At 36.9% G+C, this 17,466-nt stretch carries 15 protein-coding genes and 2 riboswitches; of the genes, 2 read left to right on the top strand and 13 right to left on the bottom strand.

Annotation, left to right across the window (positions count from 1 at the left end; translation table 11 throughout):
* Positions 1-9 precede the first annotated feature (9 nt).
* The 7 genes from C7B89_RS09845 to metE form a co-directional block, all read right to left on the bottom strand.
* Positions 10-375, bottom strand: coding sequence for a DUF2089 domain-containing protein (locus C7B89_RS09845; RefSeq protein ID WP_004229931.1), 366 nt, complete (start codon positions 373-375; stop codon positions 10-12).
* A gap of 192 nt (positions 376-567) precedes the next feature.
* Positions 568-1,374 (bottom strand): ABC transporter ATP-binding protein, encoded by an 807-nt coding sequence (locus C7B89_RS09840; RefSeq protein ID WP_066036740.1) that lies wholly within the window; start codon positions 1,372-1,374, stop codon positions 568-570.
* 9 nt (positions 1,375-1,383) lie between these two features.
* Complete coding sequence (locus C7B89_RS09835) at positions 1,384-2,154, bottom strand: ABC transporter ATP-binding protein (protein ID WP_115673608.1); 771 nt, start codon at positions 2,152-2,154, stop codon at positions 1,384-1,386.
* A 13-nt stretch (positions 2,155-2,167) separates the two neighbouring features.
* Positions 2,168-2,977, bottom strand: coding sequence for an ABC transporter permease subunit (locus C7B89_RS09830; protein ID WP_244205621.1), 810 nt, complete (start codon positions 2,975-2,977; stop codon positions 2,168-2,170).
* A gap of 2 nt (positions 2,978-2,979) precedes the next feature.
* Entirely contained in the window at positions 2,980-3,933 is a 954-nt protein-coding gene (gene nikB / locus C7B89_RS09825; protein ID WP_115673607.1) for a nickel ABC transporter permease, read from the bottom strand.
* Positions 3,934-4,004: 71 nt separating this feature from the next.
* Positions 4,005-5,621 carry a nickel ABC transporter substrate-binding protein gene (gene nikA, locus C7B89_RS09820; protein WP_066036744.1) on the bottom strand — a complete coding sequence of 539 codons (1,617 nt, stop codon included), beginning with the start codon at positions 5,619-5,621 and terminating at the stop codon, positions 4,005-4,007.
* A gap of 149 nt (positions 5,622-5,770) precedes the next feature.
* Positions 5,771-5,963, bottom strand: a riboswitch (cobalamin riboswitch).
* Between the two features lie 149 nt (positions 5,964-6,112).
* A complete protein-coding gene (gene metE / locus C7B89_RS09815; protein WP_115673606.1) occupies positions 6,113-8,410 on the bottom strand; it encodes a 5-methyltetrahydropteroyltriglutamate--homocysteine S-methyltransferase in 2,298 nt (765 codons plus the stop codon).
* A 174-nt stretch (positions 8,411-8,584) separates the two neighbouring features.
* Positions 8,585-8,764, bottom strand: a riboswitch (cobalamin riboswitch).
* Positions 8,765-9,329: 565 nt separating this feature from the next.
* On the opposite strand from metE, the gene C7B89_RS09810 reads away from it, so the two are divergent.
* A complete protein-coding gene (locus C7B89_RS09810) occupies positions 9,330-10,811 on the top strand; it encodes an Lsa family ABC-F type ribosomal protection protein (RefSeq protein ID WP_048392759.1) in 1,482 nt (493 codons plus the stop codon).
* A gap of 155 nt (positions 10,812-10,966) precedes the next feature.
* On the opposite strand, the gene C7B89_RS09805 is transcribed toward C7B89_RS09810, so the two are convergent.
* A complete protein-coding gene (locus C7B89_RS09805; protein WP_244205619.1) occupies positions 10,967-11,263 on the bottom strand; it encodes a hypothetical protein in 297 nt (98 codons plus the stop codon).
* 90 nt (positions 11,264-11,353) lie between these two features.
* Here C7B89_RS09805 and C7B89_RS09800 point away from each other — a divergent pair, with 90 nt between their 5' ends.
* Positions 11,354-12,082: a DUF3888 domain-containing protein gene (locus C7B89_RS09800; RefSeq protein WP_115673605.1), complete on the top strand. Its 729-nt coding sequence runs from the start codon at positions 11,354-11,356 to the stop codon at positions 12,080-12,082.
* A 27-nt stretch (positions 12,083-12,109) separates the two neighbouring features.
* On the opposite strand, the gene C7B89_RS23235 is transcribed toward C7B89_RS09800, so the two are convergent.
* The 5 genes from C7B89_RS23235 to C7B89_RS09780 all read right to left on the bottom strand — a co-directional run bounded on the left by C7B89_RS23235 (position 12,110) and on the right by C7B89_RS09780 (position 17,349).
* Positions 12,110-12,298, bottom strand: coding sequence for a hypothetical protein (locus C7B89_RS23235; protein WP_244205617.1), 189 nt, complete (start codon positions 12,296-12,298; stop codon positions 12,110-12,112).
* Between the two features lie 55 nt (positions 12,299-12,353).
* Positions 12,354-12,578 carry a hypothetical protein gene (locus C7B89_RS23230; protein WP_244205615.1) on the bottom strand — a complete coding sequence of 75 codons (225 nt, stop codon included), beginning with the start codon at positions 12,576-12,578 and terminating at the stop codon, positions 12,354-12,356.
* A gap of 45 nt (positions 12,579-12,623) precedes the next feature.
* Positions 12,624-13,127, bottom strand: a complete 504-nt coding sequence (locus C7B89_RS09790; RefSeq protein ID WP_112118650.1) for a GNAT family N-acetyltransferase — start codon at positions 13,125-13,127, stop codon at positions 12,624-12,626.
* 71 nt (positions 13,128-13,198) lie between these two features.
* Entirely contained in the window at positions 13,199-14,305 is a 1,107-nt protein-coding gene (locus tag C7B89_RS09785; RefSeq protein WP_115673604.1) for a response regulator, read from the bottom strand.
* Positions 14,302-17,349, bottom strand: coding sequence for a sensor histidine kinase (locus tag C7B89_RS09780; RefSeq protein WP_115673603.1), 3,048 nt, complete (start codon positions 17,347-17,349; stop codon positions 14,302-14,304). The genes C7B89_RS09785 and C7B89_RS09780 overlap by 4 nt, the downstream gene beginning before the upstream one ends.
* Positions 17,350-17,466 lie beyond the last annotated feature (117 nt).

Below are 17,466 nucleotides of genomic sequence, written 5' to 3'. Positions count from 1 at the left end.
CGTTCCTCCCTATTCGTCTTTTAAGAGCTTTATGGCTTCATCTGTTGTGATTTCGCCATTTTCAAGCATGCTTACAATTTTTTTCTCATCTACTTCATTTTTCTTCTTTTGAGCATAGCCAAGGGATGAAATAATATCATTTAGCTTGCCTCGAACTGTTGGATACGAAACCCCCAGTTCCTTTTCAACCTCTTTAATATTTCCTCGGCAGGTTAAAAATACTTCCACAAAATGAAGCTGATCCTGTGATAAGGATGCTAGCTTCGACAATTCAAACTCATTTTCAATGGTCGTGTGACAATGAGAACACTGTAACTTCGTAATTTTTAATGTTTTACTGCAGACAGGACAATTTGTGATTACTTGATAAGCCATAGTGAACTCCTTCCTTTAAGTTAAGCTGATTATATAATAAAGAAATTAAAGATGTAAATAATAAAATTAATAATTTTAATTAAAAAATAAATAAAATTAATATCTTGATTAATTTTATTTATTTTTGTTTTTCTATATTGCTTTAAAAATTAAGAAAACGCCATTTTTAATTTCTCAAAATGGCGTTTCTGTTTAATTGGGTCTATCCTTCTTTTTTCTTTCCCGCGGGTGTGATGGCAAAATTGCATTGTATAACGCTTGTGAAGCGGGGTGCTGATATGTCCCATCCTTGCCTATCTCCTCCACGAGCTGACCATGCTGCATCACAAGGATGCGATCTGACATAAAACGTGTGGCCTGTAAATCATGTGAAATGAATAGATAAGCAAGCTGTAGCTCTTTTTGAAGTCTTTGCAGTAGCTCTATAATCGTCTTTTGCAAAATCATATCAAGACTACTAATGGCCTCATCTAAAACAATCAGTTTCGGCTTTAATGCAAGAGCTCTAGCAATGTTGACTCGTTGCTGCTGTCCCCCACTTAGCTGTGAGGGATAGTTTTGAGCCATTGCCCACTCTAACTCTACACAGTCTAGTAATTCCCTTACTTTCTGTTGTCGCTCTGCTTTGCTAAAATGCTCGAAATTCAAAAACGGTTCTTCGAGTATTTCGAAAATCGTCTGTTTTGGATTAAATGAATGATAACTATTTTGAAAAACAGCCTGTAAATTTCTTCGTATCATTTTTTTCTCTTTGCTGGGTGCTTCGTATAAATTGACACCTTGAAAGATCAGCTCTCCGTTTGTTGGTCGTTCAATCCCTAAAATAATGCGCCCTAATGTGCTTTTTCCAGAACCACTTTGACCGACGATGCCAAGACATTCTCCTTCCTGAAGTGAAAATGTCACATTCTCTAATACAGGGGCTTCCTGTCCTCGTTTGAATAGAAATGGTCTTTGCGCATAGTATTTCTCAATATTTTTTACTTCTAGTAGCGTCATTTTATCACCTCATAGCATTCTCGCTTGTAAAAGTTTCTTGGTATAGGGATGCTGAGGCGCATCAAAAAAATCAAAAACATTTGCTTGCTCAACGATTTCTCCTTGATACATCACAGCCACATCGTCCGCAAGCTCAGCAATGACACCTAAATCATGCGTGACAAGGAGTATGGTAGCATCTGTTTCTGAGCGAATTTGATTAAATAGTGTTAATACTTGTTTCTGATTGATGGTATCCAGAGCAGTCGTAGGCTCGTCTGCGATGTAGAGGGAGGCCTGTATCGCCATTGACAGAGCAATCATCACTCGCTGTAGCATGCCTCCACTTAACTGGAAAGGATAGTAGGACAAGAGCTGCTCTGGCTGAGGTAAATGAACTTTTTTCAAAGCATCAAGGGCGATCTGTCTCATTTCTTTTTTTGTAAGCTTAAAGTGTGCTTTTAATGTTTCTCGAAAATGACTTTCAATCGTTTGAATATGATCAAATGCAGAGGATGGGTTTTGCAAAATCATCGAAAGATGTCTGCCACGATAAGCTCTCCATTTAGTAGCTGAAACGTTTAATAAATTTTCTTGCAGATAGAGTACGTCCCCTTGGCTGACATGGGCAAAGGACGGTAATGTTTGCATGATGGCATGGCAAAGCATGGACTTGCCACTGCCACTTTCCCCGATAATTCCTAGGACTCGCCCTTTATAAGCTGTCAGGTTGATAGAGGTTAATATATTTTTCTCCCCTATTTTGACTGTGAGGTCTATCACTTCTAAAACTTTCTCCATAACTTCCCCTTTCCTAGTCAAGCCTTTTTAAACGATTTGCTAATTGATTAAACAATAACACAACAAGGATGATGGCAAGTCCTGGATAAAGCATTAATTCAGGATGCTGTCTCATGTATTGCTTTCCTTCATTGATCATCATGCCCCATTCTGGGATCGGTGCCTGCACCCCAAGTCCGATAAACGAAAAGCCTGCAATTTCTAAAATCACCTTCCCGATATCTAATGCGACAATCGTGACAATAGATGGCAATAGATTGGGTATATAATGGCGTCTAATTAATTGGATACCTGTAGTGCCCGTTATCCTAGCAGCTTGAACAAAGTCTTTCTCATTGATGCCAATAAACAAACCTCGGATCATTCTTGCATAATAAATAAGCTGTGTGAAAATGAGCGCTATTAAAACATTTTTTAAGCTAGGACCTAATATACCTAACAGTCCAAATGCAAGTACGAGTGTCGGAAAGGCTAATAAAATATCACATAATCGAATAAAAAGAAAATCAATTAATCCTCTTTTCAACGCTACAAAAGCACCCAGTAGGATAGCTAAAACAATAGCGACTAGCTGAATGATGAGCGCTGAACCTAAAGAATAACGAATACCTAAAAGAAGGCGTGACAAGATACACCTTCCTAAATGATCTGTACCTAATGGATAGTCCCAAGACGGGACTGAAAATTTCTTAGCAATATCGACAGCAAAAGGGTCGTGTGGCATTAAAATTGGCGCAAACAGTCCTAATAAGCCAGTAATGACAAGGAGGAATAGACTGATTAATCCTGTTAAGTTGCCACTTTTTGTTCGTACAAATTTCATTTTTAATCTCTCCTACCCTTCATCATTAGATGAGGGTCCAATAAACGATGCAATATATCTGTACATAAATTGGCAAGCACATAGATAACCGCAATAATTAACACATAGCATTGTACAACTGGATAATCCCTGTTCATAATGGATTCTATTAAGTACCTGCCGAGTCCAGGCCAGCTAAAAACCTGCTCCACAATCACGGCTCCACCTAAAAGATTACCAAGGGTCATGCCTAGCAAGGAAGTCAAGGGAATAGCAGCATTTCGCAAAACATGACGGATAAGAATCACGGAGCTTTTTAATCCTCTTAGCCGTGCATATTGAACATATTGCTGCTGTAATTCTTCTAGGATGGTTGAACGGATAAGCTGAACGAATAATCCAATTGTTGGTAACGCCAGTGCGAAGGCGGGTAAAACTAAATGAGCAGGTGTGCCCTTCCCGTTTGTCGGAAAGAGTCCTAATTTTAAGCTAAATAAATAGAGTAATAGGAAACCTAACCAAAAGGCTGGAATCGACACACTCAATATGCTAAAGAATCGTATGATTTTATCGATGATGGTGTGCTTATACAATGCGCTTATTACTCCGAATGGAATACTTAGCCCTAAAATGAGGATAAACGCAGCAATAGCTAATTCAATGGTTGCGGGTAATTTCACGAATAGTTCATGTGCCACAGGTAATTTACTAACAAAAGATGTTCCAAAATCTAGCTGGATTATGCCCTTTCCCCATAGCAAATATTGAAGAAAAAACGACTTGTCCGTTCCCAGTTCCTCACGTAATGCCTGAATGGCTTCCTCTGTTGGCGCAACCCTTGCCAAACGTAGTATGACTTCAGCAGGCTCTACAGGAACAAAACGAATAAATACAAAGGTTAGGATGGAAACGCCTAATAAGACAAAGGGCAATGTTAAAATTCTTTTTAAACAAAAGATCCATGTTGATTCATACATGCTGTCACTTCCTACTCAATCCTATGATAAAGAGAGAGCTGTCTCTGCTAGACACACTCTCTCCTCCACTTTTATTTTTCTTTAGCCATTTGTGCATAAGGTATATCATATTCAGATGCACGTGGTGCAAAATCCTTTAGAGATGGTTGATAAATCACATTATTTGTTTCGTAAGAAATAGGGTAAAAGAGTGCCTGGTCATGAAACATCGTTAAAATATTCGTGTAAAGCTGCACGCGTTCCTGTTCATCTGTTCCTACTAATAATTGGTGAATTTTCGTATCGATTTCTTTGGCGTTTGCTAGGCCTAATTTCGCCTCGTACACACCACTAGCATTTGGTGTAGCTGATTCATTTGCAAAGCTATGTGGATCTGTAGGTGGTCCATTGGTACGCCAGAAATTAATATCCACCTGGTCATCCATCAATTTTTGAAGACCGACCATTACATCTGCCCCTTCTAAATTCAACTGAACGCCAATTTTTGCGAGTTCACCTTGCATTAATTCTGCCATTGGTTTTTGAATTGCATCGGATGCAATGTAAATCAAATCTAAAGACAACAGCTGTCCGTTTTTTGAACGAATTTTTTCACCCTTAGGTAATAACCACCCTGCCTCATCTAGCAATTGTTGGGCTTTTTCTGGATTGTATACAATAGGTGCTAAATCTATATTGGCATAAGGAATCGCATCCCAGAACAATGTGTTCGCTACTTTTTCCGTACCATGTGTAATACTGTCGACCATTTGTTCCTTATTAATAGCATATTGAATGGCTTGACGTACCTTTAGCTCAGATAATGGACCAGATTGTGTATTGAATAGCAGTGCTTTCGTAGATAAAGGCTCAGAGGTAGCAGTTTTGTATTTGCCACTGTCTTTTAAATACGTATAGTTATCTAAACTAATAATGCCACGCCCATAAATTAAATCTAATTCTTCGTTTTCAAATGCTAATGAAATAGATTCTGAGTCAGGAATAATTTTTACTTTTATTTGTTCAACTAGTGGTTTTTCTCCCCAATAGTTTTCATTGCGACTAAATAATGCATATTCGTCCTTTTTGTATTCAGTTAATACCCAAGGGCCTGTTCCAATCGGTGCTTTGATAGAATCTTGCGTCATATCATCCTTTGGGAATCCGTTATCCCCTAAAAAACGGAAAGGTCTGACGAAGGCAAGTTCGTTTAAGACTGGATAATAAGGCTCATCCAATTGCAGACGAATTGTAAAATCATCTACTTTTACAACCTCTTTCATGTGGTTAACCATGCCCATCCAAGAATGCATGTCTCGATTCGCTAAAACGGCGTCAAAGTTACGAATGACATTATCTGCATTAAATGCAGTGCCGTCTGAATATTTCACGTCTTTTCTTAGATGGAAAGTATACGAAGTTTTATCCTCAGAGATGTCCCAGCTTTCGGCGAGCTTAGGCGTAACAGTACCATCATCATTGTATTCCACCAAGGATTCATAAACCATTGCTTGGGCAGTCATTTGATTCGGTAAATATGTATGAGGATTCAATGGACCGACATCTAATGGCCAGCCAATCGTTATTATTTTTTCATCTGTTTGGTTTGCTGAGGTCTTTTCCTTTTCTTCATCCGTGCCTGTACAGCCAGCAAGTAAACTGAACGTCAGGACAAGCAGGAAAGGAAGTAAATACTTTGTCAATCTCATTTTCTGTCTCCTATCTCTATTCGTAGTACAAATACATCTACTTGTTGAAGAAGAGAAGGCATAAAAAAACCTTATTCTAAAAAAGAATAAGGACAGAAAAACCCACGATGAGCAAGTCTCCATCCATCTCCCTATCTTTCGTAGATCATCAATGAATCTTCTTACAAGCAGGCATTCTGGCTCATGAATCATCATTTTGTTTCACCTTCCCAAGTACTCACTCAGTGGTATTTGAAACAAAACTCCTCATTTACAGCTGCGGGACAGCATGGGATTTTCACCCATTTTCCTTTTAATTGAATGAAAGACGATTTCACTCAAACTTGTAATGATTGCTATGAAATTAGTAATAAACATAACATGCTCGCATGTTCACGTCAATTTTACTTTCTGAAGATAATATATATATATCGACGTAAGATAAAAAGACTAGGGATTTACCCTAGTCTTCGTTATTGGAGAGTAGATGTAGTAGATTAAAAATCATTTCGTTAACTTGATGTAGATTGCTGTACAGCTTGACGCAACGTTTTAGTAGCAGCAACCATATTCGCTAAAGCTGCAACTGTTTCATCTTCTTTTCTCGTTTTTAAGCCACAATCTGGATTCACCCAGAATTGATAACGGTCCAGCACCTGTAGACTATCTTTCATAATAGCGAGCATTTCATCCTCGCTTGGTACACGAGGGCTATGAATATCATAGACGCCTAAGCCAATTCCTTTTTTATAGGGCTGTACTTGTAGTGAGGTAATAAGTTCCCCATGACTTCGTGATGTTTCTATGGAAATCACATCTGCATCTAGTGCGCTAATTGGTTCGATGAAATCATTAAACTCACAGTAACACATATGTGTATGGATTTGTGTTTCATCTTTGACACTAGATGTCGCAAGCTTAAAGGAATTGACAGCCCACTCTAAGTAAGCCCCCCATTCCTCCTTTCTAAGCGGTAAACCTTCTCTTAACGCTGGCTCGTCCACTTGAATAATTGATATACCTGCGTTTTCTAGTGCTTCCACCTCTTTACGGAGTGCTAATGCAATTTGATAAGCGACATCTTTACGGGACAAATCATCTCGCACAAAGGACCAATTTAATATTGTTACTGGCCCTGTCAGCATGCCTTTTACAAATCGCTTCGTTAGGCTTTGGGCATAGGCGGATTCTTTTACGGTAATTGGTGAAGCCCATGCAACATCTCCATAAATGATCGGAGGCTTCACACAGCGTGATCCATATGAAACAACCCACGCTTTCTCTGTAAAGGCAAAGCCAGTCAGCTTTTCACCGAAATATTCGACCATATCTGTACGCTCAAATTCACCATGAACAAGTACATCGATATCTAATTCCTCTTGTATGGAGATCCAGCGCTTTGTTTCGTCTTCTAAAAATGTTTCATAGGCTTCATTCGATAATTGTTTCTTTCGCCACGTATTACGATTTCTTTTCACTTCATCTGATTGCGGGAAGCTACCGATTGTAGTTGTTGGAAACAGCGGTAATCCTAAGGCTTGTTGTTGGATCGTTTGTCGCTTCGTAAAATTACTGTGTCGTTCAAAATCTTGCTTTGTCACAGTTTGAACGGCTTGATGAATTAACTTATTTTGGCGGATTGGATGATTTTTTAGAGCCTCAATCGCCTTCATACTTTCTGAAAAATTATGTTGTAAGGAACCATCTTTATCTCGTCTATATTTAGTCAGCCCCGTGATTTCTACGATTTTCTCATCTGCGAAGGCCAGAGACTGCTTTAAAACAGGGTCAAGTTCATTTTCAAGAGAGGTTGTGATTGGAACGTGCTGTAGGTTACTTGATGGTTGAATCCATAGTTCAGCAGCATGACTTAGCTGTTCAATGGCTTGAATCGTCGCATTGACCTCCGCCAGGTTTGAACGCCAAATATCACGGCCATTCACTACCCCTATTCCTAATACTTTATCCTGCGGGAAACCAAATTGACGAAGTGACGCCATATTTCCTTTATAGCCATGAACAAAGTCCAAACCGAATCCTTGAACAGGCAATGTACTTAATGCTTCATAGGCACTTAAAGCTTCGAAATAAGTCTGTAGCATTATTTTAGCCTCAGGAACGGCAGTGGCTAACTGGTCATACATTTCTTTCACCAGCTTTATCTCTGCTGGATCAAGTGTTAAGACGAGGGATGGCTCTTCTAGCTGAATCCAAGTGGCACCTGCATCCACTAATTCTTTTAATACCTGCGTATAGAGTGGTAATAAAGCTAATAAGTACTCAACCTGTGTTAATTTGTTGTAGCCTTTCGTTAACTTATAAAATGTATAGGGACCAATTAGTGTCGGCTTCGCAATGATACCGAAAGTTTCCTTCGCCTCTAAAAAGTCGGCTAACACTTTATTTTCTGTTAGTTGTAAGGCTTGTCCCTCATACTCTGGAACAATGTAGTGATAATTTGTATTAAACCATTTTGTCATTTCACTAGCTACGGCTGTTTTGTCTCCTCTTGCTACACTGAAGTAGGTATGAAAATCGACTTTACCACCTTGCCAGTTAAAGCGCTTTGGAACTAAACCAAACATCAAAGCTGTATCTAACATTCTATCGTAAAACGTAAAGTCGCCAACTGTCACCATATCGATTCCAAGTTGCAGCTGCTTGTTTATTCTTGATAAACGGATTTTCTTTAATTTTTCCTCAAAGTCCTCCTCAGAAAGTTCATTGCGCCAAAATGCTTCTAGTGCTTTTTTCCATTCGCGTTCCTCCCCTATATAGGGATAACCGATCAATGTACTTGTATAGTTCATGTTTTTAAGCTCCTTTTTTAGAAAAAATAAAAAGCCATTCTCCTATTAGGAAAATGGCTGCATGTTAAAATTAATAATGCTAAAACAATACGAAAAAGTATCTACTTTCGCATAAACGTTATCGCACAGTGCCTATTTGGTCACTTTTCACCACCTATTTCCACGTAGGTATTTGGTGTGTACTAGAAATTGGCAGGTCTCCTGGCTTTCCATCAACACGCCTCACAGCCTTCCCAGTTTCCCCAGTGGCATTTGTGATTTGCTCCGAATTACAGTTGCGGGACAGCGTCGGATTTGCACCGACTTCCCTTTTAAGCCAAACTTTCATTTGGCACCAAGTCTTACACAATATTCAATTATGCTCCTACTATAGCACATATTTCAGAATAGTAGAAATTATTTTTCAACTATTATATAAATTATTTCTATAAATATTATAGGAATTATTGTATAGTACTAAATGAAAATAAGGTTACATTGTATTCTGTAAAAAAATTTGTTACTATAAAAAGACAATTATGAGAGGACTGATGAATGGACAATGAAGAACTAAACTATATTTTTATTTGAATTGAATGATTTCAAACACAAAATATAGGGTTAGTCTATCCATTTTTAACTATCAGTTTGCATTTTATTTGTCATGACACAAATGGCAAATCGCATTAATTCAGAGAAAGACTAATCCTTCCAATGCACAATTGGAGGGATTTTTTCTTGCTTTCATAGTTGATTTTGTACCTTTCATTTACCCATAAAGGAGAGGAAAAAATATGAGCGATTCAGAAACTATTGTAACGCATGTAACACTCCGTATAAGTCGTTAATATCCATCTGCTTATACGGAGAAATCAACCATAGATGGATAGACCGACTTTGTATGAAAAGTAAACTGTTGCAATACAAAGGAGGAATTATCATGTCCATGATACAAGTACAAAACCTAACTTTTTCTTATCCAAGCAGCTTTGACAATATTTTTGAGAATGTCAACTTTCAAATCGATACGGATTGGAAACTTGGATTTATCGGTAGAAACGGACGAGGTAAAACAACATTCTTTCAGTTGTTATTAGGAAATTATGAGTATAGCGGAAAAATCATCTCTTCTGTAGACTTCACTTATTTCCCCTATCCAGTTTCTGATCCAAATAAATATACCCATGAAATATTTGAAGAAATTTGTCCTCAGGCAGAAGATTGGGAATGTCTACGTGAAATAGCTTACCTACATGTAGATGCGGAGGTCATGTATCGTCCTTTTAAAACATTATCCAATGGTGAACAAACAAAGGTGTTACTTGCTGCGTTGTTTTTGACAGAGGGTCAATTTTTATTAATTGATGAACCAACCAATCACCTAGACACGGATGCACGAAAGACGGTTTCCGATTATCTTCGCAGGAAAAAAGGATTTATTTTAATTTCACATGACAGAAGCTTTTTAGATGGCTGTGTTGACCATATCCTATCGATTAATAGAGCCAATATTGACGTTCAAAGTGGAAATTATTCTTCTTGGAAGTTAAATTTTGATCGTCAGCAGGAACACGAAGAAGTAACCAATCAACGACTGCAAAAAGATATCGACCGATTAAAACAATCCTCAAAGCGTTCGTCAGGTTGGTCTAATCAAGTGGAAGCCTCCAAAAACGGCACAACCAATTCAGGTTCCAAACTGGACAAAGGCTTTGTTGGACATAAAGCAGCCAAGATGATGAAACGAGCGAAGAACCTGGAATCCAGACAACAAAGAGCTATTGAGGAAAAATCAAAACTGCTAAAAAATGTTGAAAAAACCGAGTCATTGAAAGTAGAGCCATTGGCATATCCATCAAAAGAAATGGTTGTTGTCACGGATGTATCGATTCGGTACGATGACCATATCGTGAATAAGCCTATTAGCTTCAAAGTGGCACAAGGGGATCGAGTTGTTTTAGATGGCAAAAATGGAAGCGGAAAAAGTAGTATGTTAAAACTTATTCTAGGTAATCCCATCCAACATACAGGCTCGATAAAGTTAGCTTCAGGTCTAGTCATTTCCTATGTTCAGCAGGATACATCCCATTTAAAGGGATTGCTATCGGAATTTATTGAAGAGCATGGTATTGATGAGACGTTATTTAAATCAATCCTGCGCAAGATGGATTTTGAGCGTATTCAATTTGAGAAGGATATCTCTCATTATTCTGGTGGGCAAAAGAAAAAGCTGCTGATTGCTAAAAGCTTGTGTGAGAAGGCTCATTTATATATTTGGGATGAACCACTCAATTTTATTGATATCTATTCACGCATGCAGATTGAAGAGCTCATAAAAAGCTCTCATCTCACAATGGTGATTGTTGAGCATGATCAGGCATTTCAACAAACTGTAGCAACGAAAACGATAGCTATGTCGTAAAGAGAAGAATCCATTTATGGATTCTTCCTTTTTAATGATATTGAAACCAATGGATCCATTTAGAATTTGTCTCTTTTACGATATATAGCTCACCTAGTGATGCACTTTGCGCTGGCAGTAATCTTGGAAACCTTAATCGAACAAACCAGGAGTGATTAGCCACATTTTCTCCACAGAAGTTCACTTGCCATTTTATAGTAATTCTCCTCCATGCCAGTTAATATGGGCATGGGCTTTATCACCTCAATTTGCCACTCCTGATAATCAGGGCTTGAGCCATATACTTTTGGAATGATGTCAGCTAATGCTTGACTAAGCTCGTCTTTGTCTTTCTCCGTTGTTTTCATCAATACATCTGGATTTGGACATTTTAAGCCTTCAGGTTCTGATCCCGAAGTAGCTGTTGGAAATAACAAAAGCATACATAAAAAGGGCATTATTATTTTTTCCATTGTTCAACTCCCTTTCTTAAAAAATACTCGATAATTTGCTGTGATTGGTGCACTCTATAAAGTATCATCCTGCAGAAAGGTCACTATTCCATGAAAAAATTTGCTTATGTTTTAATGGCTATCTTCACTATGTTCATTCTGCCATGTAAGATTTATGCGCAAAGTGAACAAGCTGATGATCAACTAATCAGGGACACATTCATTACAATCCTTAATCCATTTATTGAAAAGGAAATTGATCATTACTATGGCTATCCTAAGCAGTATGACTTGTATGATGTGAAAATTTTAAAAATTGTCAAAGAAAGTCAGTTTAGCTTTAAAGTTAGCGTGGAAGTTACGACCTTTGAGCATGCACATTCCCCACCCTACAGTAAGGAAATCATTACGTTTGAAGTCAGTCCAACTGGTGTCAGCACACTTCGCTATATACATGAGGCAGATGATGTAGAAAAAGCAATAAACGCATTCTATAGGGCAACACTGTTAGATATACAGCAGAGTTTTAAGCTAGACTTAGCATCGTATACTTCCTACCGATACGATCAATTGCAATATCATAATGATATGAAATCCCTTGCTATGATTGCAGAGGAAATAGTGACCCATATTTTATTTCCTGAGCGAAAGATTCCCTACAAAAATGTCATAGACCCTGTCACTTTTATCAAGGGTAATATAGGTTATATGCTCTTTAAAAGGGCGGATGGTACAAATGTAAGCTATCAGCTGCAAAAGAAAGACGGCACATGGATCGTAACAGATAAAACAAGTAAGCCAGGTAGGAAAATGGAGGATCTGTTACCGTGGTATATATAGAAAAATGAAGCCAACTGATTCCATCAGTTAGGCTTCATTCTTTAAGAGCGTTTGCATCATACTTTTTATAATTCCCATGTGAAAATTTTCATGGTTCATATGAAAGACAACCATATCACCTAATGTTTTCATACCTAAAAAAGGTTCTTTAAGCGGTTCATGTAGATGTCCTGCACAAACTTGTTCAATAAGAATTGGTTGTTCCTCTAGGAGCATAATTATTTAATCCATTGTTGGCGGTTGCTCAGTCCAGTTATCTGGTTTACTGCCACTAGGAAACATTACATGATAGGATAGGGGCAAATGCCTTTCTTGTGTAACAGCTGGAAAAACGGAATGATCCCAACCAACTAATAGATGACCAGCATTCAAAACGAATATTGTTATGATGTCCAGCGGGTATCTGATCAGCAATATTCTCAGGGATCGTACGTAGAAATTCAACAGTCCAATTACGCCACATTTTCATTTGCATAAATAATTGCGCTTCGTTCATATACTAGCTCCCTTTCTACACGTTTTCAGTATTCGATATCCTAGATTAAATTAATTTATAGTAAATTACGGTTGCTTCTAATTCTCCATCTGGTGAAATAGTATATTGCGGAATTTTCCCTACTTCTTGATAATCTAATGATTTATATAATTTATTAGAAGGATCCCCTTCTCTCGTATCTAAAACTAGCAAGGAGCGGTTTTCTTGTTTTGCTCGTTCCTCTGCTTGTTGCATCAGCGCTCGTCCAATACCGTTGCGTCTAAAGTTGGGATGTGTCATTAACTTGCAAATTTCAGCACGATGAATGCCATTTGGTTTGCTAGTTAAATGCAATTGAATACTACCTGCAATTTCATTATTTATTTTCGCAATGAACAGTAAGACATCTGACGCTAAGACAGATTGCCAATATTTTATCGCTTGTTCTTGTGTGAGTGGAGGTAAAAAACCTACGGATGCTCCTTCATCTACGACCATAATCAATAATTCAGTAAGCTTCTCCAAATCTTGCTCAATATGGTGAAGCTCAATTATTTCAATCTTTTGCATGCCGAAAGCATCTCCTTTTTATAAAATTATTACCTACTATTAAAACAGAAATTACTTTTCCGAAATCGTTTCTAAACGTTGAGTAAGAACTCGTTGTATTTTCTATAAAATTTTTCTGGCACAGGGAGATCAATTTCAGCTAATTTTGCCTCTATAGATTCAAAGAATTTTATACATTCTTGTTTCCTATTTTGTTGAATTAAGAATTCTAACAATTGAAACATATACTGTTCATTGTATTCGTCTAGCTCTAAAAGCTTTTGTAGGCAATTATACTTTAATAAAGTGTGGGCAACGTCTGTACGTGCAATATACTGTTCAAGCACATGTAATACAGATTGCTTTAAGCGGAGCCTGATTTGATTAACCCATAAATACTCCTCATCTATTAAAAAATCACCCTCATAGCAATTCAATAACTGCTGAATGGATTTCTCATCATGTTGATCCTGCTCCAATAGTTGATTCAGCTCATCATAATCAGTTTGAATTTCCGCATTTAATTTATAGTGATTATTGACCAAGAGTATGGGATCTTGAATACCATTGTCCTTTAATATCTTTCTTAAATGATAAATAGTTGTATGTAAATTACTAGCTGCCTTTTCAAAGTTCAAATCTGGCCACAATTCCTCTAAAAGAACTGCATTTAACATAGGCCGTTTTTGGTGAAATAGTAAATATAAAAATAGTTCACGTACTTTTCTTGTTCGCCACTTAATCACATTATGTTGAACATCCAGTAGATAAAAGCTGCCTAATGTATGCGCATATAATGAGTTTTTCTTCTCATCCCTCGGCGCCACCGTCACGACCATTTTTTTCTGTACTTTTGTTAACGCAATAATCAGTCGTTTTTCATGCACAGGCTTTAATAAATAATCTGTTGCTTCTACTTCAAAAGCCTCCACGGCAAATTGTGTATGAGCTGTAACAAAAATGATTTGTAAGGATGGTTGCTTGTGTAGGAGCTGCTTTGCAAGTTGCATACCGTGTGTGTCAATCATTTCAATATCTAAAAACACTACATCAATTATTTCTTTTTCAAGAAACTGGAGGGCCTCAGTTGGATTTGTAAATGTTCCCTTAATGTTAATCTGAAATTGGGCAAGTTGTTTAACCATAATAGATAAAACATCAATGGCCAATTTTTCATCATCAACGATCATTATATTCATGTGACACCACCCTCTGGTAATAAAATGACAATTGTTGTTCCCTTTCCTTCTTCGCTGTAAATTCGTAAACTAGCATTTTTTATTAATTTAAATTTCTTTAATGGATTCATAAAGCCAATTCTTGTACTTTCTTCATTTAGCAATTGGTGCAATTTTTCTTCTGAAATTCCTACACCATTATCATAGATTTTAATTCTTACAAATTGTCCCTCTCTCTGTAGGCTTAATTCTATTGTCCCTCCCTCTACTTTCTTAGAGATCCCATGGAACACTGCGTTTTCAATTAAAGGTTGAATGGACAATGCAGGGATTCCTAATTGTATCGATTCGTCAATATCATATTTAATACGTAAACGATCTCCAAAGCGCATTTTTTCAATTGATAAATAGGCTTTTACAAGCTCCATCTCCTCATCGATGGGGACAATGCTATTTCGATAATGAACATTCAGTTTTGCACGGAAATAAGTGGCTAAACAATAAAGAGCTTCACGTGTGTTTTCCATATCTGTATAACTTAAACCAATAATCGTATTAAGTGTGTTATATACAAAATGTGGTGTGACCTGTGAATATAAATAGTTCATTTCTACTTCGATTGCATCGATTGATGATTGTCGAACAGCCAATAAAGATTCAATACGAATAAAAAGTTCATCGGTAGAAATCGGCTTTTGTAGATAATCATTCGCCCCTACTTTTAACGTTTGCAGTAAGTCAGATTGCTTCATAACTGTAGTTAAGATAATTATTGGTAGTTCCAGCATATCATATTGTTTACGTACACGTTTACATAACTCATAACCTGACATGCCATTCATCATTAGGTCGATTAACATACAATCTACATGATTGGTTTTAATATAATCGATCGCATCAAAGCCGTTATCTAAGGCGATCACTGTATATCCCTTTAAACTTAGTGCTTCCGTTAAAGTTTTTATATTGACATGGTTGTCATCTACCACCAGTATTTTTTTATCGCTTCCTTTATAAATAAGGGGCAGTCGAAGCTGTATTTCTGTATCTGTATGTGATGTAATGGTAGCTTGTTCATTACTTACGTTTTCTAGTGTTGAGAGGGGCATTGTAAATGTAAATGTTGTCCCTTCCCCTACAGTGCTTGTCACATAAATGTTACCATTTAATTTTTCAACAATATTTTTAGTGATACTTAGTCCCAAACCTAGCCCTTCTTTATTATGATGATTGTTTCCTTGATAAAAGGCGTTAAAAATACGATCTAATTCTTGTGTCGGAATTCCACAGCCTGTATCACTTACTTGGATGACCATCTGCTCCTGTTCAACATGCGCAGTGACTATGATTGTTCCATTTTGTGTGAATTTAATTGCATTATGCAGCAAGTTATATAAAATTTGTTTAAAGCGTAATTCATCCGTGTAGATCTTTGGCAAATCTAAGTTTATCTCTGCTGTTACCCTTACTTGACTATTTTTGGGCATAAGACTACGAATTTCGGCTACTACCTCATGTATAACAGATAGAGATACACTGCGTAGACTAATCCTTACTTCTCCTGTCATTTGATTAGAAGAAAACAATAAATCTTCTACTAAATGACCTATGCGCTGTGTAACGCTGTGAATTAGAATAACTTGTTCCTGTTGAGATCGTTTTAATGGTCCTTGAGCACCTTCCATTAAGGATCTGGATATATTTAATATTCCGTTTAGGGGGGCACGGAGTTCATGCGAAGTTTTCAGAAGAAATTCATTCTTCATTTGATTATGTTCAAGCAATTCCTCTGACAATGCTGCTATTTTTAAAACAGCTTGATTGGCACGATAATTTAATAATGAGGCAAAGCCAAATAATATTAGTAAAAATAACATGAATTCTGTATAGTCAAAAGGCATCCCAAATAAAAAGTTACAAATGAGTAAAATAGAATAACAACTAATCGCTGTAATAACTATTAGCACATAACGCACAGCCTCTAAACGTTTTAGCATGACCTTTATAAGCAACCATATATTATAGAAAATAACTGGAGCCGTGACACTGATATAGATTATTTTTCTCATAATCATTTCAAATTCTGAGGAGGCCCTTTCATTTTTTGTAAAGGGATTATAGATACCGTACATAACAAACACGATACCAAGTAATATGGCAAGCGTGTATAAAATTTTTCTTTCTAATAATTGTGGATACATCGCATTTATAAAAAATGTTAAAGCAAGCAATGCGAGTGGAATGATTCCTAATTGCAGACGTATTTGATTGACCGTCGATAGATCAGTAAATAACAGAAAAAACACTTTTTGATTGATAAACGACATATAAAATCCTAATGAAATAGTAAAAAGACCAAAGAATAACTCTTCCTTACGCTTGCGATTCTGTAAAAATGTAAAGACATAGATCGCACCAACTATAATATGACCTATACTCACTACTATATCTAAAAAAACTTTCCAGTGATAATGCTTTTGAATAGCCTTCATTGTACCAAATTCAATAGGATAAACAATTCCAGCCTGAGGATAATTGTAATTTGCAACATGGATGACAACGTCTAGTCTTTTATTGACACTAGGAGAAAAAACGGTATATTTATCATCATTTTCAGATGCATATGCGCTTAAAACAGTACTTGGATTTCCTTTAGCCCCCACCTCAACGCCATTAATGAATACACGACTAGCTTGACGAATCGTTCGAATATATAGGCCGTAAACTCCATCTGATGGTACCTCTATGTTGACGTGATAGGTTCCCACCGAAAGCCCCTCTTCATTTGGCTCTACATATGCTTGCCAATTAAAGGGTACATTTAAATTCAGTTTTTTATGTTGATAGCTATCAAAATTTTCCCCCAAAGAAATTAATACATTTGGATAAAAGGCCCATTCTCCTTCTAGCTTTACAAGCTTTAATAATTGCTCTTCCTCTAATTTTCCTACACCTTTATGTATAATTTTTGGCTGATTAGTGGAGAAATAATGCCAATTACCAATAAAAAAAACAATCACAAAAAGCATGATTATACTTACAATAATTATGATATTTTTTTTCATTTTCGTGCCCCCAAAGATCGATCATTTATGATGTATCTTTACATCATATTGCTCACTGTTTTTACAATCAACCCCTTTTGAGATAGTAGCATACTGTGTTTGAACAAAATCTAAACA

Origin of the sequence: Lysinibacillus capsici, assembly GCF_003367505.1 — a bacterium.
In the GTDB taxonomy this organism is placed as follows: Bacteria; Bacillota; Bacilli; order Bacillales_A; family Planococcaceae; genus Lysinibacillus; species Lysinibacillus capsici.
This window is presented reverse-complemented; position numbering and strand designations above follow the sequence as displayed.

What these genes read in the sequence shown, in the direction of transcription:
- C7B89_RS09845 (WP_004229931.1), bottom strand. Translation starts at nt 375, where the DNA reads ATGGCTTATCAAGTAATCACAAATTGTCCTGTCTGCAGTAAAACATTA.
- C7B89_RS09840 (WP_066036740.1), bottom strand. Translation starts at nt 1,374, where the DNA reads ATGACGCTACTAGAAGTAAAAAATATTGAGAAATACTATGCGCAAAGA.
- C7B89_RS09835 (WP_115673608.1), bottom strand. Translation starts at nt 2,154, where the DNA reads ATGGAGAAAGTTTTAGAAGTGATAGACCTCACAGTCAAAATAGGGGAG.
- C7B89_RS09830 (WP_244205621.1), bottom strand. Translation starts at nt 2,977, where the DNA reads ATGAAATTTGTACGAACAAAAAGTGGCAACTTAACAGGATTAATCAGT.
- nikB (WP_115673607.1), bottom strand. Translation starts at nt 3,933, where the DNA reads ATGTATGAATCAACATGGATCTTTTGTTTAAAAAGAATTTTAACATTG.
- nikA (WP_066036744.1), bottom strand. Translation starts at nt 5,621, where the DNA reads ATGAGATTGACAAAGTATTTACTTCCTTTCCTGCTTGTCCTGACGTTC.
- metE (WP_115673606.1), bottom strand. Translation starts at nt 8,410, where the DNA reads ATGAACTATACAAGTACATTGATCGGTTATCCCTATATAGGGGAGGAA.
- C7B89_RS09810 (WP_048392759.1), top strand. Translation starts at nt 9,330, where the DNA reads ATGTCCATGATACAAGTACAAAACCTAACTTTTTCTTATCCAAGCAGC.
- C7B89_RS09805 (WP_244205619.1), bottom strand. Translation starts at nt 11,263, where the DNA reads ATGGAAAAAATAATAATGCCCTTTTTATGTATGCTTTTGTTATTTCCA.
- C7B89_RS09800 (WP_115673605.1), top strand. Translation starts at nt 11,354, where the DNA reads ATGAAAAAATTTGCTTATGTTTTAATGGCTATCTTCACTATGTTCATT.
- C7B89_RS23235 (WP_244205617.1), bottom strand. Translation starts at nt 12,298, where the DNA reads ATGCTCCTAGAGGAACAACCAATTCTTATTGAACAAGTTTGTGCAGGA.
- C7B89_RS23230 (WP_244205615.1), bottom strand. Translation starts at nt 12,578, where the DNA reads ATGAACGAAGCGCAATTATTTATGCAAATGAAAATGTGGCGTAATTGG.
- C7B89_RS09790 (WP_112118650.1), bottom strand. Translation starts at nt 13,127, where the DNA reads ATGCAAAAGATTGAAATAATTGAGCTTCACCATATTGAGCAAGATTTG.
- C7B89_RS09785 (WP_115673604.1), bottom strand. Translation starts at nt 14,305, where the DNA reads ATGAATATAATGATCGTTGATGATGAAAAATTGGCCATTGATGTTTTA.
- C7B89_RS09780 (WP_115673603.1), bottom strand. Translation starts at nt 17,349, where the DNA reads ATGAAAAAAAATATCATAATTATTGTAAGTATAATCATGCTTTTTGTG.